Origin of the sequence: Qipengyuania flavescens (assembly GCF_029688735.1) — a bacterium.
Classification (GTDB): domain Bacteria; phylum Pseudomonadota; class Alphaproteobacteria; order Sphingomonadales; family Sphingomonadaceae; genus Qipengyuania.
Map to the genome: position 1 here is coordinate 311,040 of NZ_JARULD010000002.1, position 20,417 is coordinate 331,456.

Genomic DNA, 20,417 nt, shown 5'->3' on the forward strand with positions numbered 1-20,417 from the left:
TCGCAACTACATGTGAATGTCGAACGCGAAGATCGCCGCGTGGAAGATCAGCGCGATCAGCACGAGGCTCGCCAGCGCGTAGAGCACGAAGCGCACCATCACCACATTGGCGGTCGCCTGCACCAGCGAATGCAGGATGCGCAAGCCGACATAGATCCACGCCAGCAACGCATTCATCCCGTCGCCCCAGCCGGCAATCGCGAGGATGATGCAGGTCGCGTAGAACACCGTCGGCTGTTCATGCAGATGGTTGTGATTGTGCGCCTTCCACTGGACCTCTGCCGGCAGCTTCTCGTCCAGTACACCGGTCTTGCGCGCATCGTTCGGCTCGATATTCGCCTTCGACATCGCCGGTATGCGCACGATGTACATCCACAGCCACATGACCATGGTCCAGGCGAGCAGGACGACGACGGGCTGGAGTATTTCGGATCGGATCATGGCTCTCTCCTCATCCCGTTACGATCGACGGGTCGTGGAACAGGGTGGCAAGCACCGCGCGGACGGCCAGCACGGTCAGGGCGAGCGTGGACAGCAGGAAAATCAGGAAGCGGACCTTCACGACATTGACGGTCGCCTGGTAGACCGAGTGGATGATCCGCAGCACGACATAAATCCATGCCAGCACCACGTCGATCGCACCTGCACCCATCACCGCCAGGATCACGACCGCCGCATAGAAGATTGTCGGCTGCTCCATCAGATGCGCATAATTATGCGCTTTCCAATTGACCTTGTCGGGGATCACACCTTCGAGGTTCTGACCCCGCCCGCCAGGCTTTGCGTTGTCCAGTACCCCACCGGCATTTTTCATGGCGGGGAAGCGCGTCAACGCCATCCAGTAAAGCATGATCAGCGACCACACCACCAAGACGGCGGCCGGTGCGAGCATTTGTGCCTGCATCATGGTTTCTCCCTGTTTCGCGCAGGACTGCTGCGGGAGCGGCGCAAAGTCAAACCCCGGTGAGGGTCCGGGCAAAGCTTTCCGCATCGGTGTTACCGCCGGTCAGCATAATCACCGTATGGGCGTCCACCGGCACCTTGCCTGCGAGTGCCGCTGCCAGCGCTGCAGCGCCGCCCGGTTCGACCACCAGCCGCAGTTTCGCAAAGGCGAAGCGCTGAGCCTCGCGCACCTCTTCGTCGGTCACCGTGACGCCCGGCTCCGCGCGGCCCTGCAACACGCCGAGATTAATGGCTTTGGTCGCATCCGGCTGGAGCGCGTCGCAGATGGTGGCGGGTGGATCGTCGCCGACGCGCACGATCTCGCCGGCTTCGAGGGACCGGCCGACCATGTCCCAACCCTGCGGCTCGACTACATGGATCGCCGCCGTGGGGCAGGCGAGGGCGAGACCGGCGGCGAGGCCCCCACCTCCGCAGCATACGATGAAGCGCGAGGGACTCTCGCCCAACTGCGCCGCAGCTTCATGCCCCGCACTACCCTGTCCCTCGATCACCCAGGGATCGCCGAAGGCGTGGACCAGCACCGATCCGCGCTCCTCGATCAGCTTAGCCGCCACCTCGTCGCGATCTTCGCCGGGGCGATCGTAGAGCACGATTTCCGCTTCAAGAGCTCGGGTCGCTTCCAGCTTCACCTGCGGGGCATTACGCGGCATCACGATGGTCGCCGCGATGCCCAGTTTCCGCGCCGCCCATGCAACGCCTTGCGCATGATTGCCGGAGGAGACTGCCACGACCCCGCGCGTCCGCTCCTCCTCGGTAAGATTGACCAGCCGCCACCATGCGCCCCTGATCTTGAACGCGCCGACCGGTTGCAGCACCTCTGCCTTGACCCGGCACTGCACTTCGCCGATCTCGACCGGCAGCAGCGGTGTCATCGGCAGGCCGATCTCTTGCAAACTTTGCAGGGCCGAAAACGTGCCCTCGGCGGTCGGTGCGCGCATATCGTCTCGGATCATTTGGCGCGCTTAGCGCATTTCGTTACAGGGCGCGCAAGAATCGAATTCAGCCAAGAGGTTTTCCATGTCGACAGTTCTGGTCATCGGCGCAGGCGGCGTCAGCAGCGTGTGCGTCCACAAGATGGCGATGAACAAGGATATCTTCACCGATATCCATCTCGCCAGCCGCACCAAGAGCAAGTGCGACAGCATCGCCGCAAGCGTGAAGGAGCGCACCGGTGTCGATATCTCGACCTACGAGATCGACGCGGAAGAAGTGCCTGCGATGGTCAACCTCATCAAGAAGGTCGGGCCCAGCCTCGTGGTGAACCTTGCGCTGCCCTATCAGGACCTGCCGATCATGGATGCCTGCCTCGAGGCGGGCGTGAGCTATCTCGACACGGCCAACTACGAACCCAAGGACGAGGCGAAGTTCGAATATCACTGGCAGTGGGCCTATCACGACCGTTTCAAGGAGGCGGGGCTGATGGCGCTGCTCGGTTCCGGTTTCGACCCGGGCGTGACCAGCGTGTTCACCATGTGGCTGAAGAAGCACAAGCTGAAGACCATCCGCCAGCTCGATATCCTCGATTGCAATGGCGGCGACCACGGCCAGGCCTTCGCCACCAACTTCAATCCCGAGATCAACATCCGCGAAGTGACCGCGCCCGCCCGCCACTGGGAAAACGGCGAATTCGTCGAGACACCGGCGATGGGCAAAAAGGTCGAATTCGACTTCGAGGGCGTCGGCCCCAAGAACATGTACATGATGTATCACGAGGAGCTGGAAAGCCTCGCGAAGTTCAATCCGGAGCTGGAGCGTGCGCGCTTCTGGATGACCTTCGGCGACGAGTACATCAAGCACCTGACCGTGCTGCAGAATGTCGGCATGACGCGCATCGACCCGGTGCGTTACCAGGGCAAGGACATCATCCCGCTGCAATTCCTCGCCGCGGTGCTGCCCAAGCCCGAAACGCTGGGCGAGACGACCAAGGGCAATACGAACATCGGCGTGATCGCCACCGGCGAGGCACTGGACGGGTCGGGCGAGAAGACGATCTACATCAACAATATCTGTAGCCACGAGGCCGCTTACGAGGAAACCGGCAACCAGGCGGTTTCCTATACAACCGGCGTGCCGGCGATGATCGGCAGCGCGATGATGGTCACCGGAAAGTGGTCGGGAGACGGCGTGTTCAACATGGAACAGATGGACCCCGATCCCTTCATGGACATGCTCAACGAGCACGGCCTGCCGTGGCAGGTGCAGGAGCTGGACGGGCCGGTTGAGTTTTAGCCTGAGATGAGCGCATCGCCGACAATTCTGAAGGTAGTGAAGGGCAACATCGTTTCGATGCGTTTCGATGCGATCGTAAACGCCGCCAATAGCTCGCTTCTCGGCGGCGGCGGCGTTGATGGTGCTATCCATCGCGCAGCTGGCAAAGAATTGGTTCACGAGTGTCGTCTGCTCGGCGGTTGCAAGACCGGAGAGGCGAAAATCACAGGCGGTTACGATCTGCCGGCAGAATGGATTATCCACACCGTCGGGCCCGTTTGGCGCGGCGGTGGCAACGGTGAGGCCGAACTACTTGCGTCATGTTATCGCAATTCGTTGAAACGCGCTGCGGAGAAGGGAGCGAGAACAGTCGGCATTCCCGCTATTTCGACTGGGATATACGGCTTCCCGTTGGCACGGGCGGCAGATGTCGCCGTTGCCGCATGCAAGGACTATCTCGCCAAGAAGGTCGATGCGTTCGATGAAATCGCATTCGTTTGCTTCGATGATAACGCGGAGGCCGCTTTCACTTCGGCCTTGGCAAACCAATGCGGCAGCTAAAACCTCTCCTGCCTTTCATTGCCACCATCGCGGTTGCGTCCTGCAGTTCGCCTGCGACGGAAGAAGTGCCCCGCGCAACTATCGACGCAAGCTGGCCGCGCATCCCTGACGATGCCGTCTTCGGGCAGGTCAGCGCGGTTGAGGCGGATAGTCACGGGCATATCTTCGTCCTGCACCGGGCCGGTCGCGAGTGGGAGGAGCCCTTTCCCGCCGAGCCCATTGCCGAGCCGACGGTCTTCATGTTTTCACCCAGCGGCGTGCTGCTCGGCCAATGGGGCGCGGGCGAGTTCGTCATGCCGCATGGCCTCTCGGTCGATGCGGGCGACAATGTCTGGATCACCGATGTCGCGCGCGAGCAGGTCGTCCAGTTCGATCACGAAGGCAACCAGCGAATGGTCCTCGGCGAGCGTGGCGTGTCGGGGCAGGACGAGAGCCATTTCGGCCGTCCAGCCGACATCGCCTTCATCGGCAATCGCGTGCTCGTCGCCGATGGCTATGTGAACACGCGGGTGGCGGAGTTCGACCGCAGCGGCGCATTCCTGAGCGAGTTCGGAAATTTCCGCCTCGCGCATGGCATCGCGGTGGACGAGGACCGTATCTATGTCGCCGACCGAGAGAATGGGCGCATCCAGGTGTTCGACCACGCCGGAAAACTGCTCGACAGCCGCGACACGCCGACCGGCGGGCGGCCCTATGGCGTCGCGACGCTGGGCGGGGGCTGGCTCGTCACGGTCGAGGGCAGGGACCGGGCGGACAATTTCGGGGCGATCGTGCGCGTCTATACGCCCGAGGGTCAGCTCGAGCGTTCGCTCGATGTCGCGCTCGATGGGCGCAACGCAAGCCTCGGCCACGATATCGCCATCGGCCGCGACGGCATGGCCTATGTCACCGACGTCTATGGCGATCGCGTTGTTCGCTTCGAACTCTCGCCCGAACAGGAACCTGAATAATGGAAACGAAAGCCGGCGATCCCGGAGCCTTCCGCAATTTCGACCTTAACCGCGTCGACAGCCCTGCCTTCGTGGTGGATGCGGCGAAGCTGCGCGCCAATTGCCAGGTTCTGGCCGAGATCCGCGATGCGGCTGACATCAAAGTCCTCGCTGCGCTTAAGGCCTTCAGCATGTGGGCGACTGCGCCCATTGTCGGCGAATATCTCGACGGCGTGTGCACGTCGGGCTTGTGGGAAGCGCGGCTGGCGAGCGAATTCTACGACGGCGAGATCGCCACCTATTCTGCGGCCTACAAACCGGAGGAGCTGGAAGAGGTCTGCCGCCTGTCCGATCACGTTATCTTCAATTCGCCGGGCCAGATGGAGCGCGCGGCGCTGATCCTCGAGGCTGCACGGGCGGCAGGGCAGGATTTCGACGTTGGCCTGCGGATCAATCCGATGCACCCGACGGGCGAGGTTCCGCGCTACGATCCCTCCAGCCCCGGCAGCCGCCTCGGCTTTCCGATCGACCAGTTGACGCCGGAGATCATGGAAGGTGTGGAGGGCATCCACTTCCACAACCTCTGCGAGCAGGATTTCGAGCCGCTCCACGCGACATGGGACAAGGTGTTCGACGCGATCGAGCCGTGGTTCGGCCAGCTCAAGTGGATCAACATGGGCGGCGGTCATCACATCACCCGCGCCGATTACCAGCGCGAGGAGCTGGTCGAGTTCCTGCGCGATGCGAAGGACGATACCGGCGCGGAGATCTACCTGGAACCGGGCGAGGCGGTAGCGCTCGATGCGGGCATCCTCGTCGGCACCATCCTCGACACCGGCTTCAACGGCGTGCCGCTCGCGGTCGCCGACATTTCGGCGACGTGCCACATGCCCGACGTGATCGAAGCGCCTTATCGCCCCGCCATGCTGGGCGAAGCGCCCGACCGCGAGGTGCCCGAAGTACGCATCGGCGGCCCGTCCTGCCTCGCCGGCGACGTGATCGGCGACTATCGCATTCCCGGCGGCGCGGAGGTGGGCAAGCGGTTCGCCTTCCTCGACCAGGCGCATTATTCGATGGTGAAGACCAATACCTTCAACGGTGTGCAGCTCCCGAGCATCTGGCTATGGGACAGCGAGACCGACCAGCTCGAGCTCATCCGCGAGTTCGGTTACGAGAGCTTCCGCGACCGGCTGAGCTGATCAGCCGTAGCGCTCTGCCGGGCGGATGCGGTTCATCGTCAGCGCGAGGTCCGCGATCCCGGCGAATTGCCGGATCGTCTGCGCCACCATCGCGCGGTCGGCCTGAGGGTTCAGCGAGCCGCTCTCGAACAGATTGCCGCCCTCCAGCGCCAGCACCATGTTGCCGCCAGTGAATATAACCGCGCTGCCCTTGCCCTGAAAGAGCCGCTCGAGGTTGAGCAGCCGCTCGATATATTCGGGGTTGATCAGCCAGCGCGCCTCGGTCTGATCGGTGGTGTAAACATCGAACCGGTCTTCGAATTCCGGGCTGACCATGTCCGCGAGCTGCAGCACCTGCCCGTCCAGCTTGACGCTGTCCTTGGCCCCGCCGAACAGCTTCCTGAACTGCCCGTCCTTCGCCAGCAGCGTGGTTCCGTGGAACGGGCGCTCGAACGACACGGACACGATCGCGCCGCGAAAAACGGTGACCCAGCGGCGGTTCTTGCCCGATCCGCGCCGCTCCTGCAGGTGCGCTTCGTGCAGGGTGAAGTCGTGCCCCGCCGTCTCGCCTTCCCATAAATCCTCGAAATCGCGTTTCTGGTGCTTGGGGAGCAGCCGGTATTCGCGGGCGATCTCGAAGGCATCGGAGGCCTCGCAATCGTGGCAATAGGTGAGACCGAGCGCGCCCGCGATCGCCTCGTTGATGCCGGTCTTGACCTGCTTCTTGGCCTTCTGCTTGGGAATTTGCGACCACGCCCATGCGCCAGCGAAGGCGAGGCCCGCCAACCACAGCTTCGGCGTGAATTCGATCGGTACGAGGATGAAGAAAAACGCGGCTAGCGGCAGCAGCACCATGCCCGCCTTCCACACCCGGTCCCACGATTGCGCGACCGCATCGGCGCGGACCTGCGCCTGGCCTTCCAGCCACGCGCCTAGCTCGCCCGCCATCAGCCGGTCCGCATCGGGATACTCGATCACGCCCTACTTCCCCCGCCAACCTCTTCGGTCTAACATAGGGGACGAAACGTAAAAGGGGGGTTTTACCGTGTTCGAAGTCGCCAGCGCATTCTGGACGTCCGTCGCCCTGTTTTTGGGTGCGGGCCTCGTGATCCTGCTGATCGTGATCTACAACAAGCTTGTCGCCCAGCGGCAGAACGTGAAGCAGGGCGTCGCCGATATCGATGCGCAACTGCGCCAGCGGCACGATCTCATCCCCAATCTGGTCGAGACGGTAAAGGGCTATGCCGGGCACGAGCGCGAGACGCTCGATGCGGTGATTTCCGCGCGCAACCAGGCCGCCAACGGCCCGATCACTTCCAGCGACGAACAGGGCCTGCGCGTCGCGCTCGACCGCCTGCTGGCGTTGAGCGAGAACTACCCCGACCTCAAGGCATCCGCCAATTTCCAGGAATTGCAGCGCGAGCTTAGTCACGTCGAGGACAAGCTGGCCGCCGCCCGCCGCGCGCTGAACGCCGCCGTCTCACGCTACAACACCGTGCGCGAGAGCTTCCCGGCGGTGCTGTTCGCCGGCCTGCTGGGCTTCAAGGAGGCGGATTTCCACCGTCTCGACGACAGCGAGAAGGGTACGGTGGACCAAGTGCCGTCGATCAGCTTCCAGTAGCGCCTTTTCGCGAACCACCCGTCGCAACACAGGCCCGCCGCATCCCGCGGCGGGCTTGCACATTTTCGCCGTGTATTCACTTGCGTTTCATGACCCACGAACTATACGCCGCGCTCCCGCTGCCCCAAGGACCCTTCCTAACCGCAAGGCAGCTTGTCGTTTCATGGTCCGCGAGGACCGTTTAGGGGGTCCCTTGAGTTGCAGCATTTTCCCGACGCCCAGGCTGTAGTCCGCGCTCTTCGCCCCGAAGAGCCGGTCATCCTCAACCGCCCGCACGCCGCGGCGCGCGCTGCCCGTTTTTTCGTCGAGAAATTTCCGGGCAAGTCGCTTTATGCGGTAAAGGCCAATCCCTCGCCCGAGCTCCTGCAGATCCTGTGGGACAATGGCGTGACGCATTACGACGTCGCCTCCATTGCGGAAGTGCGCCTGGTGCGTGCGACGCTACCGCAAGCGACGCTGTGCTTCATGCATCCGGTCAAATCGCCCGGCGCGATCCGCGAGGCCTATCACAGCCATGGCGTGAAGACGTTCAGCCTCGATAGCGTCGAGGAGCTGGAGAAGATCGTCGACGCCTGCCGCGACCAAGATGGCAATGCCGCAACCGACCTGCGCCTCTGCATCCGCCTGCGCGTCTCCAGCGAGCATGCCGCGCTGAGCCTTGCCGCCAAGTTCGGCTGCGACCTCACCGAAGCGCCCACGCTGCTGCAGCAGACCCGCCAGCATTGCGACTGGCTGGGCGTGTGCTTCCACGTCGGCAGCCAGGCGATGAGCCCCTTCGCCTATGTCCAGGCGATCGACCGCGTGCGTGCAGCCATTGCCGAAGCCTCGGTCGTGATCGACATGATCGACGTCGGCGGCGGCTTTCCCAGCGTTTATCCCGGCATGGAGCCGCCACCGCTGGAAGATTACTTCAAGATCATCCACCAGCACTTCTACGCTCTGCCGATCGCCTATAACGCGGAACTATGGTGCGAGCCGGGCCGTGCACTTTGCGCTGAATATTCCAGTCTGGTGGTGAAGGTCGAGAAGCGCCGCGGCGAGGAACTCTACATCAACGACGGTGCGTACGGCGCGCTGTTCGATGCCGCGCATGTGGACTGGAAATTCCCCGTCCGCGCGCTGGAGGATGATCTCATCAAGCCGGAGATGGACTTCGCCTTCTACGGCCCGACATGCGACGATGCCGATTACATGCCCGGCCCATTCGCCCTGCCGGAAGACATCCAGGCAGGCGACTACATCGAGATCGGTATGCTCGGCGCATATGGCGCGGCAATGAAGACCGATTTCAACGGTTTCGGCGCGGCAGAGCGGATCATCGTGCAGGACGAGCCGATGGCCAGCCTTTACGACGGCAGCCGCACCCGGCCCGAAGCGGACAATGTGGTCAGCTTGCGCTGAGTGATCAGCCGTGCTCGGCCCGATGGCGGTCGAGCACGGGTTTTACGCGGCCAAGTGCCTCGCCGATCAGCGTCGGGAATTCTTCCTCGCCGAGTTCACGCACGGCGTTGTGGGCGGCGGCCACGCGGCGCGCGTCGGCCCAGTCGATGCCGAGCTCGATCGCCCATTCCCTGAATTCGTCGGCTGCACCGGCCTTCGAGCTAAGCGCCTTGTCCAGCGTCGGGTGGAAGCTCAATCGCCCGGTCATCGGCAAGACCGAAAGCGGGAAGCCCTTGTCGAGATAGACCAGCGTATCGTCCACATGGATCGTCCCGCTCGCGCGGTGCAGGGCGAGGATGGAGGAGAAATGCACTTCCTCGTCCTCGCAGACCAGCGGCATGCCCTTCGGCTGCGAGAAAGCGAAGGTATCGCCGAACTTCTCGGCCAGCGCCGGTTCTTCGCAGCGGGTCGCGTGCCAGGGCAGATCGGGCAGTTTCTCGTGATGGCGCGCGGTGCCGTAAAGTGTCGCATCCGGATAGGTGCGGTGCATCCATTCGCAATGCAGCGTGTGGAAGGGGTGCAAATTGATGATCGCATCGAGCTTGCGCCCCTCGTCGGTCAGCGCATCGACCTGCTGGCGGACCGGCGCGGGCAGGGTGTAGCTGTCGAGGAACACGAAGCGACCGTTTTCCCGCCGCACCAGCGAGCACTGCGTGCCGATATCGAGCAGGCCGCCGACCCGCACCTCGCCGGTTATGCGCCAGAAGCCATCGGCAAGTCGGGTCATCGTCTCGGGCATCGCAATTCCTTCGTTGGGGGTTGCTGACCCTACGCCCCCCGCGCCCGATATATCCCTGGTTATCGCGAGGTTTTGGAATTCCGCTTGCGTCCTCTCCAACCCCTGCCGACAATACAGGCGAGAGAGGAGGGGCCGCCGATGATCGAGTTCTTCACCGCGCCAGCACCCAACGGGTGGAAGGTCGCCATCATGCTCGAAGAATGCGACCTTGAGTATGAGCCGCGCTGGGTGAACCTGGCTGCGGGCGACCAGCACACGGAGGACTACCTCGCGATCAATCCCAATGGCCGGATCCCTGCAATCACCGATCATGCGCCGGAGGACGGCGGCGATCCGGTGACGATCTTCGAATCTGGTGCGGTGCTGTTGTATCTTGCGGAAAAGTCGGGCCGCTTCCTGCCCGATGATCTGCGCGGCCGGTCCCGTGTGCGACAATGGCTGTTCTGGCAGGTAGGGCATCTTGGCCCGACGCTGGGCCAGCACGGCCACTTCCACCTCTATGCCGAGGAGAAGCTGCCTTACGCCATCGAGCGTTTCCACCGCGAGACGCTGCGCGTGTATGGCGTTATGGACCGCCAGCTCGCCGGTAACGAGCACATAGCGGGACAGGATTACACCATCGCCGACATGGCCTGCTTCCCCTGGGTGCGGACTTGGAAGGCGCAAGGAATCCCGCTGACAGACTTCGCCCATGTGAAGCGCTGGTACGATGCGCTCAAGCAGCGCGAGGGGCTGCGGCGCGGTGTCGCGCTCGGCAGCGACATGGCGCGGCGCGGGGAGATGAGCGAGGAAGAGCGCAAGAACCTGTTCGGCACCGACAAGGCGAGGGTGCAATGAGCGTCCCGGTCGAATTCTTCTTCGATCTGTCGAGCCCGTGGACGCGGCTCGCCTTCGCGAATATTCGCCCGGCGCTGGACGGTCTGGATTATACTATCCGCTGGCGGCCCTTCCTGGTGGGCGGGGTGTTCAATGCGGTGAACCCGACGGTCTATGAGAGTCGCAAGCCGGAAAATGCGGCGAAGCTGGCCCGCAGCTTCGAATGGCTGAAGCAATGGGCGCAGCTGGCCGGTGTAGGTATGAACTTTCCGACCGAGCATCATCCGCTAAAATCGGTCCACGCCATGCGGTTCTGCTGCGCGCTCGAAGACGACCAGCAGGCGCTGGAGCGTTTCGCCCATGCCGCGTTCGAGGCCTATTTCACCGAGGGCCGCAATCTCGACGATCCGGCGGTGCTGGTGGACGTGGCGGATGCCTGCGGCTTCGGTGGATCTGCTTTAAAGGAGCAAGCCACTAGCCAACCGGTAAAGGATCAGCTGCGCACCAATACCGAAAAAGCGATCGAGCGCGGCGCCTTCGGTTCGCCCACGCTGTTCGTCGGTAGCGAGCACATGTATTTCGGGAACGACCAACTGCCGCTGGTGCGGCAGAAGGTTGCCGAGCTGGCCTAGTCGTCGAACCCGACAAAACGCGCGGCTTCGTCCACCTCGCGGCGGGTTATCTTGACCGGATTGGCGGGGAAGTCTTCGTCCGGCCAGCCCATCGCGACGGCCTTCATGATCACCTGGTCGTCCGGGATGTTCGCATGTTCGCGCACAACCGGGCTTTGCATGATGCCTTGCGAATTGATGACGCAGCCGAGCCCGCGCGACCATGCCGCATTGACCAGTGCCGTCGTCACCGCGCCGCAATCGAACGGCGTGTCGTCGCTGCCGGAGAGTTCCTTGTCGTAGGTAACGATCACGCAGACCGGCGCGTCGAACTGGCGGAAGCCGCGCAGCACCCAGTCCTGCCGCGCGTCCTTGTCGTCGCGCTCGATCCCCATGGCCTCGAACAGCTGGACCGCGCAGCCGATCTGCCGCTCGCGGTGGACGCCGGCGAAGGGTTCGCCCCGGCGGAATTCGCGGCTGTCGGGCTCGCCGGCGAGAATGCGCTCGGTATTGCCCTTGCGGATCCGGTCGAGCGGCTCGCCGGTGATGACGTGGAAATTATAGGGCTGGGTGTTCATCGAGGACGGCGAGCGCATGGCCAGCGCCAGCACTTCCTCGATCAGGTCGCGCGGCACCCGCTTGTCCAGATAGCCGCGGATGGAGCGGCGGCCGTTGACCACCTCGTCGAATGTCATGTCCGGATTGCCGCTCATTACTCTCTCCCGAATGCGTTTCGAAAGCGGACTTAGCGTGCAAAGCGTGCAGGTCAAAATACCCTACGGCCGCGCCTGCGGCAGGCAGGTGCCGATGGCCGGATCGGGGAATAGGCGGCAGTCGAAATAGACGATCGGGTCGCGACCCTGGCGGGCGGGCAGGTAGCTGAAGCGCAGGGTGCTGCGCGCGGCGAAGGGGAGGGGCAGTTCACCCGGCATGTCCGAAGCGCTGCTCCAGCCATAGACCTGGCAGTATCGATTGCCGGGGCACAACGCGCGCGCCTTGTCGACGAGTGCTTGCGGCGAATCGCCGCCGGAGACGAGAACGAAGTGGACGCCGGGATCGGGCGATCCGGGATTGGCAGTCGTAGAGGGCGAGGGGGCCGCGCTACTGCTGTCACTCGCGCCGTCAGCGGTAATGGTGCGGATCGCGACGCCTTCGTCCACCAGTTGCGGGAGGAGGTCGGCAGGCCGCTCGACAGCCTGCGCCCGGCTGCGCAGCGCCAGCGGGTCCGGCTCGCCCCCGGCATAGCGGGCCGAAAAGCCGCGCTGCGTTCCCCATGCGCCCTTCCAGCGCAGGAAGATATGCGGCCCGACCACGGCGACCTTGTCGAGCGAAGGCGACCAATAGGGGTAAACGTAGTCGGCATGGTAATGCGTCGCCGTGCCGACCGCCTGGTGGACATAGCCGCCGAGCGCTTCCTCCGCGCGGGCGCGGGCATTGCGCCACGCCTCATCGGAATAGCGCCGCGCGAGCGAGCCGTCGCAGGTAAAGGTGAACTGGCAACCGGTGGGCCGCTGGGATCCTTCGAACACCACGCCGCAGACCGTATTCGCAAAGGCCGGATGGCGCGTGCGGTTGAGCACCACTTGCATCACCGCGCGCTGGTCCGCATCGCCGCCACCCGCTTCCGCCATCGCTGCCAGCGCCAGGCAATCGCGGGCGCGCGTGCGGTCGGCATTATCGCCGCGGAAGACGAAAGGCGCGATGGGCGAAAGCGCGTCGGAGTCGACCGGCACGGCGGCGTTCCGAGCCTGCGCGTCGTCTGCAGCGAGTTCGGATGTCAGCACCGTGTCCTCGGCAGACGCCGGCAGGTCGGGCATCACGAGCGGCTGCTCTGTTGCGTCCACCTGCCTCTGCTCGGGCGCGGGATGAGACTGAAAGATCGCGAGCAGCAGCAGCGGCAGCAGCACGAGCGCCGCCAGCGCAACGTATGGCCCGATACCGTCGGTCTTGTCGGATTGTTCTGCGACCATCACCGGCAATGTAGGAATGCGCGCGAACGCAAAACAGGTGCGGGCGTCAGGCCGCCTGCTTGAGCTCGAGCTCCAAGCGGCCCCAGATTTCGACCAGCGCATCGACCAGCTCGTCCATCATCGCGGGCGTATGGGCCGGGCCGGGGGTGAAGCGCAGGCGCTCGGTCCCGCGCGGCACGGTGGGGAAGTTGATCGGCTGCACGTAGACGCCGTATTCGGCCAGCAGGATATCGCTGATCTTCTTGGCTCGCACCGGGTCGCCGACCATCAGCGGCACAATGTGGGTGACGCTGTCCATCACCGGCAGGCCCGCATCGCGCATCTTCTGCTTGAGCGTGGCCGCAGCGGCCTGCTGGCCGTCTCGCTCTTCGCTGCTTGCCTTGAGATGGCGGACGGCGGCCAGCACGCCTGCGACCAGCACGGGGCTGAGCGAGGTCGTGAAGATGAAACCGGGTGCGTAAGAGCGAATGCAATCGATGATGCGCGTGTCGGCTGCGATGTAGCCGCCCATCACGCCGAACGCCTTGCCCAGCGTGCCTTCGATGATGTCGATGCGGTGGGCCGCCTCGTCACGCTCGGTGATGCCGCCGCCGCGCTTGCCGTACATTCCGACGGCGTGGACCTCGTCCACATAGGTCAGCGCATTGTACTTTTCGGCAAGGTCGCAGATCGCGTGGATCGGGGCGACGTCGCCATCCATCGAATAGACGCTTTCGAAGGCGATCAGCTTGGGTGTCGCCTCGTCCTCTGCGGCGAGCAGTTCTTCCAGATGCTCGAGATCGTTGTGACGAAAGACGCGCTTCTCGCAGCCCGAATTGCGGATGCCCGCGATCATGCTGGCGTGGTTGAGCTCGTCGGAAAAGATCACGCAGCCCGGCAACAATTTGGCGAGCGTCGAGAGCGTGGCGTCGTTCGAGACATAGCCGCTGGTAAACAGCAGCGCGCCGTCCTTGCCGTGAAGGTCGGCCAGCTCATGCTCCAGCCGGATGTGATAGTGCGTGTTGCCGCCGATGTTTCGCGTACCGCCCGACCCAGCGCCGACGTCGTGCAACGCCTCTTCCATCGCCTCGATCACCTTGGGGTGCTGACCCATGGCGAGGTAATCGTTCGAACACCACACGGTGACCGGCTTCGGCCCATTATGGCTGGCAAAGCAGCGCGCATTGGGGAAGGCCCCTTTGTTGCGCAGGATGTCAATGAACACGCGATAGCGGCCCTCCGTGTGGAGGCGGTCTATGGCTTCGTCGAAGATCTGGTCGTAGTTCACGCGGGAACCGTCCCGTATCGGCGCCGCGCGTTCGCGGCCAAGTTCGGGCGCGACATAGGGCGAATGGCGGCGCAATTCCACCGCGATCTTTGCGAATCGTTCGCAAGGTTCAGAGGTGAACGAGGCCCTTGAGGCCGTGCGCGGCAAAGGCTTCGGTCAGCTCCTCGAAATCGTCCATCGGTCCGGTGGTGACCGCGAAATCGGGCACCTCGCGTTCCATCTCCTGCCCTTGGACGAGGCGCGCGATCTGGCGGGCGATGCCCTTTGCGCCGTCGATGAAGGTCACGTGCTTGCCGAAGGCCTCGCGCAATTCAGGTTCCAGCAGGGGAAAGTGGGTGCAGGCGAGGACCACGGTATCGAGGTCCTCGCCTCCCGGTTGGAGGACCAGCCCCGATGCGGCCTTGGTCACTTCGTCGACGCAAATCTCCTCGCCGCGCAGCTTGGCCTCGCCCAAGGCGACCAGCCCGCTCGCGCCGTAGCGCAGCAGCGTCTTGCCCTGCGCGAATTCGCGTTCGAGGTCGTCGACATAACCTTGGCGGACGGTCGAATCGGTGCCGAGCAGGCCGATGGTTCCGGTCTTGGTAATCTCAGCGGCAGGCTTGATCGCAGGGACCGTGCCGACGATCGGCGTCTCCAGCACCTCGCGCACCATGCCCAGCGCAATCGTGCTGGCGGTGTTGCAGGCGATGCAGATCAGCCGGGGGTGCCAGCGTTCCGCCATGCGCCCGAGCAGTCCGGCGACGCGAGCGGCGACCTCGGCCTCGGTCTTGGTGCCATAGGGCAAGCCGGCCATGTCAGCGGCGTAGATAACCGGAGCATCGGGCAGCAGTTCGCGCAGCTCGGCCAGCACGGTCAGCCCGCCCACGCCGGAATCGAACAGCAGGATGGGGGCAGAGGGCGACAATTTATCCAAATCCGTTCATCCTGAGCTTGTCGAAGGTTCGCCCTTCACCTTAAACGCGGGGGGTAGAAGAAAATGCAGCCCTTCGACAAGCTTGGGGCGAACGGTTAGGGGACATCGCATGGATTTCGGAAGCGGTTTCACCATCACCACGCTCTATGCCGCGCTGCTCGGCTACGTCTTCGGCTCGATCCCCTTCGGCCTGATCCTCGCGAAGCTGGCGGGCAAGGGCGATATCCGCCAGCAGGGCAGTGGCAATATCGGCGCGACCAATGTGCTGCGGACAGGCAGCAAGGGGCTGGCGGCGGCGACCCTGCTGCTGGATCTTTTGAAGGGATTCGTGCCGGTGTTCCTTGCCGGCATGTGGTTCTGGCAGGACATGGGCTGGGCGGCGCTGTTCGCCGTGCTCGGCCATTGCTTCCCAGTCTGGCTGGGCTTCAAGGGCGGCAAGGGCGTGGCGACCAATGCGGGCGTCGCCTTCGGCCTGATGTGGCCGTTGGGCGCGATCTACGCAGCGACCTGGGTCGGCCTGCTGGCCATCACGCGGATCAGCTCGCTCGCCGGGATGGCCGCTGTGGTGGTGACCGCGATTGCCGCGTGGTTCATGGACGTGCGCACCTTTGCCATCGTGATGACGCTGATTGCCGTGCTGGTGCTCTGGCTCCACCGCGAGAACATCAAGCGGCTTATGGCCGGGATCGAACCGAAAGTCGGCTCCAAGGGGTGAGCGCGCCGCTTTCGCAAGACGAGGCTTTCGCCCGCATCCGGCTGCTGCGCTCGCCCAATATCGGGCCGGTCAGCTATGCGCAGTTGCTTGCGCGTTTCGGCTCGGCGGCCGAGGCGTTAGAGGCGCTGCCCGAGCTGGGCAAGAAGGGCGGTCGGCAATATCGCGCCGCGCCTGTCGACAAGATCGAGCGCGAGGTGGACGGCGTGCGCAAGGCAGGCGCCCGATACCTCTTTCACGACCAGCCGGACTATCCCGCGCTGCTGGCGCAGATCGACGGTGCGCCGCCGATCCTGACGTGGCGCGGGGACATTACGCTGGCGGGCAAGCCCTGCGTGGCGATGGTCGGCGCGCGCAACGCCAGCGCTGCGGCGGTGAAGCTGGCGCGCGAGTTTGCGCAGGGGTTGGCGGAGGCGGGCTTCACGGTCGTCTCCGGTCTGGCGCGCGGAATCGACGGCGCGGCGCATGAAGGCGCCTTCCCGCGCACCATCGGCGTGATCGCCAGCGGGATCGACATCGCCTACCCGCCGCAGCACGCCGAGCTGCAGGAGCGGATCGCGAGCGAGGCGCTGCTGATCGCCGAACAGCCGCCGGGCACCGAACCGCGCGGCAGCCACTTTCCCAGCCGCAACCGCATCATCGCCGGGCTGGCGGGCGGCACGCTGGTGGTGGAGGCGGCGGTCAAGTCCGGCAGCCTCATCACCGCGCGGCTGGCAGGCGAGGCGGGGCGCGAAGTCATGGCTATCCCCGGCAGCCCCCTCGAAGCACGCAGCCACGGCTGCAACCACCTCATCCGCGAAGGCGCGGTGCTGGTGCAATCGCCCGAGGATGTGGTCGAGCTGCTGAGCACCTTCGACGGAAACCCGCGCAGCACCTTCCGCGAACCGGTCGAGCAGTTCGATTTCGAGCCGTCCGAACTCGCCGAGGCCGAACCGGCGGACATCGCCTCGCTGCTGACCACCGCGCCGATCGCCATCGACGAACTGATCCGTCAGTCAGGGACAAGCGCGGCGGCGGTGCAATTGGCGCTGTTGGAGCTGGAGATTGCCGGGCGACTGGAGCGGCATGCTGCAGGGCGGGTGAGTTTGGCATGAAGTGTCGAGGGATCTTTCTGGCCTACATGTGCTGTTCGATTTCAGCTTGCGGTGTGTCCGCACGAGAACGGGCTGCTGATCGACCGGAGGCAGTTTTTCGGGAGAGCGGGCTCGCTGTCAATTCGGCAGGCGAATATTCCCAGTACTTCGCCAAGCTGGAAAGTGGCAGTGTCATGGGTGTTTTCGTGATTCACTTACCCAGTGACCACGAACGGCGCGAACTGGTCCGCACAGCATGCGAGAGAGATCGCATGGCCGAATATCCCTGTGACCAACAGGACTACGGGGTCGCCGATGCGGGAAAAAGGAAATGGGTTCCGTCCAAACTTGATCTTCCTGCAATGGCTGGAGGCGGATGTATGCTTGTCCGGATTGAATTCGATGCTCAACTCAATGAGATTTCGAATCCAAGATGCAACGGTCCCCACTGATACTCCTGCAAAAAGTCGATGTTGGCGATTTGAGTCTTTCGCAGATTAATCCAGCTTGACGCCCCCGAAACCCGAACCCCATTTTCGCGCGTATACGCATACGCACACGTAAGGGACGTCCCAAACCACAATGCAACTCGTCATCGTAGAATCGCCGGCCAAGGCGAAAACCATCGAGAAATACCTCGGCAAGGACTTCAAGGTCCTAGCTTCTTACGGCCATGTCCGCGACCTGCCGCCCAAGGATGGCAGCGTGCGGCCGGACGAAGGCTTCGAGATGGACTGGGAGCTTTATCGCGACAAGCAGAAGCGCTTCAAGGAGATCAGCGATGCGGCGAAGGGCGCGGACCGGCTGGTTCTGGCCACCGACCCCGACCGCGAGGGCGAGGCGATCAGCTGGCATGTCCGCGAACTGCTGGCCAAGCGCAAGACGCTGCCCAAGGAAGTCGACCGCGTCACCTTCAACGCGATCACCAAGCAGGCCGTTACCGATGCGATGAAGGCACCGCGCGAGCTCGACCAGCCGCTGATCGACGCCTATCTCGCCCGCCGCGCGCTGGACTATCTCTACGGCTTCACGCTGTCGCCAGTGCTGTGGCGCCGCCTTCCGGGTGCGAAGAGCGCGGGCCGCGTGCAGTCGGTCGCCCTGCGCCTGATCGTCGACCGGGAGATCGAGATCGAGCATTTCCGGCCCGACGAATACTGGTCTGTCATCGCCAAGCTGCAGCAGGACGGCAGCGAATTCGACGCCCGGCTGGTGAAGTTCGACGGCAAGAAGCTCGAAAAGCTGACACTCGGCGACGAAGGCAGCGCCATGGCTGCGAAAAAAGCGGTCGAGGGCGCTAACTTCACGGTCGAGGAGGTCGAGACCAAGCCGTTCAAGCGCAATCCTTCCCCGCCGTTCACCACCTCCACCCTGCAGCAGGAAGCCGCGCGCAAGCTGGGCTTTTCGGCCAGCCACACCATGCGGCTCGCCCAATCGCTCTACGAGGCCGGCGCGATCACCTATATGCGAACCGACGGCGTGAGCATGGACGGAAGCGCGATCGCCGCCTGCCGAAAAGCGGTGGCCGATCGCTATGGCGGTCACGCGCTCCCCGACAGCCCGCGGATGTACAAAACGAAGGCCAAGAATGCGCAGGAAGCGCACGAGGCGATCCGGCCGACCGAATTCAACCGCGACCGCGCCGGTTCTGGCGACGAGGGCAAGCTCTACGACCTCATCTACAAGCGCGCGATGGCGAGCCAGATGGCCGCTGCCCAGCTCGAACGCACCAGCGTGACCCTGCGCGATCCGACCGGCCGGCACGAGCTGCGCGCGACCGGGCAGGTGGTGAAATATCCCGGCTTCCTCGCCGTCTACCAGGAAGGCCGCGACGATGCGGGCGACGATGACGAGGACGGCCTCCTGCCGGCTATCTCCAAGGGCGACAGCCCGCTGAAAAAGGGCGTCGAGGCGAACCAGCACTTCACCCAGCCGCCGCCGCGCTTCTCCGAGGCGAGCCTGGTCAAGCGGCTGGAGGAGCTCGGCATCGGGCGCCCCTCCACTTATGCCAGCACCATCCAGACCCTGCGCGACCGCAACTACGTCCGCATGGAGAAGAATCGCTTCTTCGCCGAGGAATCCGGCCGTTTGCTTACCGCCTTCCTCGAGCGGTTCTTCGAGCAGTATGTCGCATTCGATTACACCGCGGGCCTCGAGGACGAGCTCGACACGGTCAGCGACGGGCGCGAGGACTGGAAAAAATTGCTCGAAGCCTTCTGGCGCGACTTCAAGCCCAAGACCGAAGAGGTGATGGAGAAGAAGCCCTCGGAAGTGACCGAGGTGCTCGACGGCTTTCTGGCCGATTACCTCTTTCCCGAACGCGCCGACGGAAAAGACCCGCGGCATTGCCCGCTGTGTGAGACCGAGGGCCGTGAGGGCGGCAGGCTCGCCTTGCGCGGTGGCCGCTACGGCGCTTTCGTCGCCTGTGCCAATTATCCCGAGTGCAAATATACCCGCCAGTTCGCCAAGCCCGGCGGTGCCGATGCCGATGACGGTGCGGACGATGGCGTGATGGGCGAGCATCCCGAAACCGGCCTGCCGATCGAGCGCAAGAGCGGGCGCTTCGGCCCCTACGTCCAGATGGGCGAGGGCAAGGAGGCGCAGCGCGCGAGCATCCCCAAGGACCTCGACGATTTCGATCTAGAATGGGCGATCAAGCTGCTCGGCCTGCCGCGCATCGTCGGCGAACATCCGGAGACCGGCAAGGAAATCGAAGCCGCCATCGGGCGTTACGGGCCGTACCTGCGGCACGATGGGAAATATGCGAAGTTGCAATCGACCCGCGATGTCTTCGAAACGGGCATGAACGCGGCGGTCACGCTGCTCGCCGAAGCGGCTAACCGCAAGGGCGGCGGGCGCGGCAAGGCGGAGCCGATCAAGACGCTGGGCGAACACCCGACCAGCGGGGCCGAGATGAAGGTCATGCCGGGTCGCTACGGCCCCTATGTCACCGACGGCACGACCAATGCGACGATCCCCAAGGACATGAAGCCCGAGGACCTGACCGAGGCGCAGGCCATCGAACTGATCGACGCCCGTGCGGCGAAGGGGCCGGCGAAAAAGAAGAAGGCTCCGGCAAAGAAGAAGGCTGCTGCGAAGAAAAAGGCCCCGGCCAAGAAAAAGGCCGCTCCGAAGAAAAAGCCTGCCGCGAAGAAGGCGGCCGACTGATGGGCAAGGAGCATTTCGAGCGCCACAAGCAGCCCTGGACCGGCGAGGAGGCGGGCCAGCTTCGCACGCTTGCCGCCAAGGGTCAGGGCCTCAAGCAGATCGCCAAGGCGCTGGGCCGCAGCGAGGAATCCACCAAGGATTTCGCCAAGAAGAACAAGATAAAGGTGGCGAAGAAGCGCTAGCCCGCGACCGCCCATCAATGTGTAGCTGCAAGAACAGGGGCAGCGTCGGATGAACCGGCGCCGCCCCCT

Annotated in this window: 21 protein-coding genes; 12 read left to right on the forward strand and 9 right to left on the reverse strand. The window is 64.0% G+C overall.

The window, feature by feature from the left end; translation table 11 throughout:
- Positions 1–6: 6 nt before the first annotated feature.
- From P8R33_RS06760 to P8R33_RS06770, 3 genes are read right to left on the reverse strand one after another with little or no spacing between them, the layout of a single operon-like run.
- The gene (locus tag P8R33_RS06760) at positions 7–441 is read right to left on the reverse strand and encodes an MAPEG family protein (protein ID WP_278328231.1); all 435 of its coding nucleotides are present in this window, start codon (positions 439–441) and stop codon (positions 7–9) included.
- Between the two features lie 10 nt (positions 442–451).
- Entirely contained in the window at positions 452–904 is a 453-nt protein-coding gene (locus P8R33_RS06765) for an MAPEG family protein (RefSeq protein ID WP_278328809.1), read from the reverse strand.
- A gap of 49 nt (positions 905–953) precedes the next feature.
- A complete protein-coding gene (locus P8R33_RS06770; protein WP_278328232.1) occupies positions 954–1,916 on the reverse strand; it encodes a threonine ammonia-lyase in 963 nt (320 codons plus the stop codon).
- A gap of 64 nt (positions 1,917–1,980) precedes the next feature.
- Here P8R33_RS06770 and P8R33_RS06775 point away from each other — a divergent pair, with 64 nt between their 5' ends.
- The 4 genes from P8R33_RS06775 (at position 1,981) to P8R33_RS06790 (ending at position 5,860) form a co-directional block, all read left to right on the forward strand.
- Positions 1,981–3,192: a saccharopine dehydrogenase family protein gene (locus tag P8R33_RS06775; RefSeq protein WP_278328233.1), complete on the forward strand. Its 1,212-nt coding sequence runs from the start codon at positions 1,981–1,983 to the stop codon at positions 3,190–3,192.
- Positions 3,193–3,198: 6 nt separating this feature from the next.
- Entirely contained in the window at positions 3,199–3,732 is a 534-nt protein-coding gene (locus P8R33_RS06780) for an O-acetyl-ADP-ribose deacetylase (RefSeq protein WP_278328234.1), read from the forward strand.
- 65 nt (positions 3,733–3,797) lie between these two features.
- On the forward strand, positions 3,798–4,682 hold the full coding sequence (locus P8R33_RS06785) for a peptidyl-alpha-hydroxyglycine alpha-amidating lyase family protein (RefSeq protein ID WP_278328235.1): 885 nt from the start codon (positions 3,798–3,800) through the stop codon (positions 4,680–4,682).
- Entirely contained in the window at positions 4,682–5,860 is a 1,179-nt protein-coding gene (locus tag P8R33_RS06790) for a carboxynorspermidine decarboxylase (protein ID WP_278328236.1), read from the forward strand. The genes P8R33_RS06785 and P8R33_RS06790 overlap by 1 nt, the downstream gene beginning before the upstream one ends.
- Here the strand turns inward: P8R33_RS06790 and P8R33_RS06795 are convergent, their stop codons facing one another.
- Positions 5,861–6,817, reverse strand: a complete 957-nt coding sequence (locus P8R33_RS06795) for a DUF3137 domain-containing protein (protein ID WP_278328237.1) — start codon at positions 6,815–6,817, stop codon at positions 5,861–5,863.
- Between the two features lie 67 nt (positions 6,818–6,884).
- On the opposite strand from P8R33_RS06795, the gene P8R33_RS06800 reads away from it, so the two are divergent.
- Both P8R33_RS06800 and P8R33_RS06805 read left to right on the forward strand, forming a co-directional pair.
- Positions 6,885–7,460, forward strand: coding sequence for a LemA family protein (locus P8R33_RS06800; protein WP_278328238.1), 576 nt, complete (start codon positions 6,885–6,887; stop codon positions 7,458–7,460).
- Positions 7,461–7,658: 198 nt separating this feature from the next.
- Positions 7,659–8,861 carry a type III PLP-dependent enzyme gene (locus P8R33_RS06805; protein ID WP_278328239.1) on the forward strand — a complete coding sequence of 401 codons (1,203 nt, stop codon included), beginning with the start codon at positions 7,659–7,661 and terminating at the stop codon, positions 8,859–8,861.
- Between the two features lie 4 nt (positions 8,862–8,865).
- Here the strand turns inward: P8R33_RS06805 and P8R33_RS06810 are convergent, their stop codons facing one another.
- Positions 8,866–9,639, reverse strand: coding sequence for a hypothetical protein (locus P8R33_RS06810; protein ID WP_278328240.1), 774 nt, complete (start codon positions 9,637–9,639; stop codon positions 8,866–8,868).
- 138 nt (positions 9,640–9,777) lie between these two features.
- On the opposite strand from P8R33_RS06810, the gene P8R33_RS06815 reads away from it, so the two are divergent.
- Both P8R33_RS06815 and P8R33_RS06820 read left to right on the forward strand, forming a co-directional pair.
- Entirely contained in the window at positions 9,778–10,476 is a 699-nt protein-coding gene (locus tag P8R33_RS06815; RefSeq protein ID WP_278328241.1) for a glutathione S-transferase N-terminal domain-containing protein, read from the forward strand.
- Positions 10,473–11,087, forward strand: coding sequence for a 2-hydroxychromene-2-carboxylate isomerase (locus P8R33_RS06820; RefSeq protein WP_278328242.1), 615 nt, complete (start codon positions 10,473–10,475; stop codon positions 11,085–11,087). The genes P8R33_RS06815 and P8R33_RS06820 overlap by 4 nt, the downstream gene beginning before the upstream one ends.
- Here the strand turns inward: P8R33_RS06820 and P8R33_RS06825 are convergent.
- The 4 genes from P8R33_RS06825 to murI all read right to left on the reverse strand — a co-directional run bounded on the left by P8R33_RS06825 (position 11,084) and on the right by murI (position 15,207).
- Positions 11,084–11,779: a nitroreductase gene (locus tag P8R33_RS06825; RefSeq protein ID WP_278328243.1), complete on the reverse strand. Its 696-nt coding sequence runs from the start codon at positions 11,777–11,779 to the stop codon at positions 11,084–11,086. The two genes, P8R33_RS06820 and P8R33_RS06825, sit on opposite strands and share 4 nt — an antisense overlap.
- A 63-nt stretch (positions 11,780–11,842) precedes the next feature.
- Positions 11,843–13,036 carry a cell wall hydrolase gene (locus P8R33_RS06830; RefSeq protein WP_278328244.1) on the reverse strand — a complete coding sequence of 398 codons (1,194 nt, stop codon included), beginning with the start codon at positions 13,034–13,036 and terminating at the stop codon, positions 11,843–11,845.
- A 46-nt stretch (positions 13,037–13,082) separates the two neighbouring features.
- Positions 13,083–14,303, reverse strand: a complete 1,221-nt coding sequence (gene hemA / locus P8R33_RS06835; protein ID WP_278328810.1) for a 5-aminolevulinate synthase — start codon at positions 14,301–14,303, stop codon at positions 13,083–13,085.
- Positions 14,304–14,412: 109 nt separating this feature from the next.
- Positions 14,413–15,207, reverse strand: coding sequence for a glutamate racemase (murI, locus tag P8R33_RS06840; protein ID WP_278328811.1), 795 nt, complete (start codon positions 15,205–15,207; stop codon positions 14,413–14,415).
- Positions 15,208–15,325: 118 nt separating this feature from the next.
- On the opposite strand from murI, the gene plsY reads away from it, so the two are divergent.
- The 4 genes from plsY to P8R33_RS06860 all read left to right on the forward strand — a co-directional run bounded on the left by plsY (position 15,326) and on the right by P8R33_RS06860 (position 20,348).
- Complete coding sequence (plsY, locus tag P8R33_RS06845; RefSeq protein ID WP_278328245.1) at positions 15,326–15,931, forward strand: glycerol-3-phosphate 1-O-acyltransferase PlsY; 606 nt, start codon at positions 15,326–15,328, stop codon at positions 15,929–15,931.
- Complete coding sequence (gene dprA, locus P8R33_RS06850; protein WP_278328246.1) at positions 15,928–17,022, forward strand: DNA-processing protein DprA; 1,095 nt, start codon at positions 15,928–15,930, stop codon at positions 17,020–17,022. The genes plsY and dprA overlap by 4 nt, the downstream gene beginning before the upstream one ends.
- 561 nt (positions 17,023–17,583) lie before the next feature.
- Positions 17,584–20,166: a type I DNA topoisomerase gene (gene topA / locus P8R33_RS06855; RefSeq protein ID WP_278328247.1), complete on the forward strand. Its 2,583-nt coding sequence runs from the start codon at positions 17,584–17,586 to the stop codon at positions 20,164–20,166.
- Entirely contained in the window at positions 20,166–20,348 is a 183-nt protein-coding gene (locus P8R33_RS06860) for a hypothetical protein (protein ID WP_278322337.1), read from the forward strand. The genes topA and P8R33_RS06860 overlap by 1 nt, the downstream gene beginning before the upstream one ends.
- Positions 20,349–20,417 lie beyond the last annotated feature (69 nt).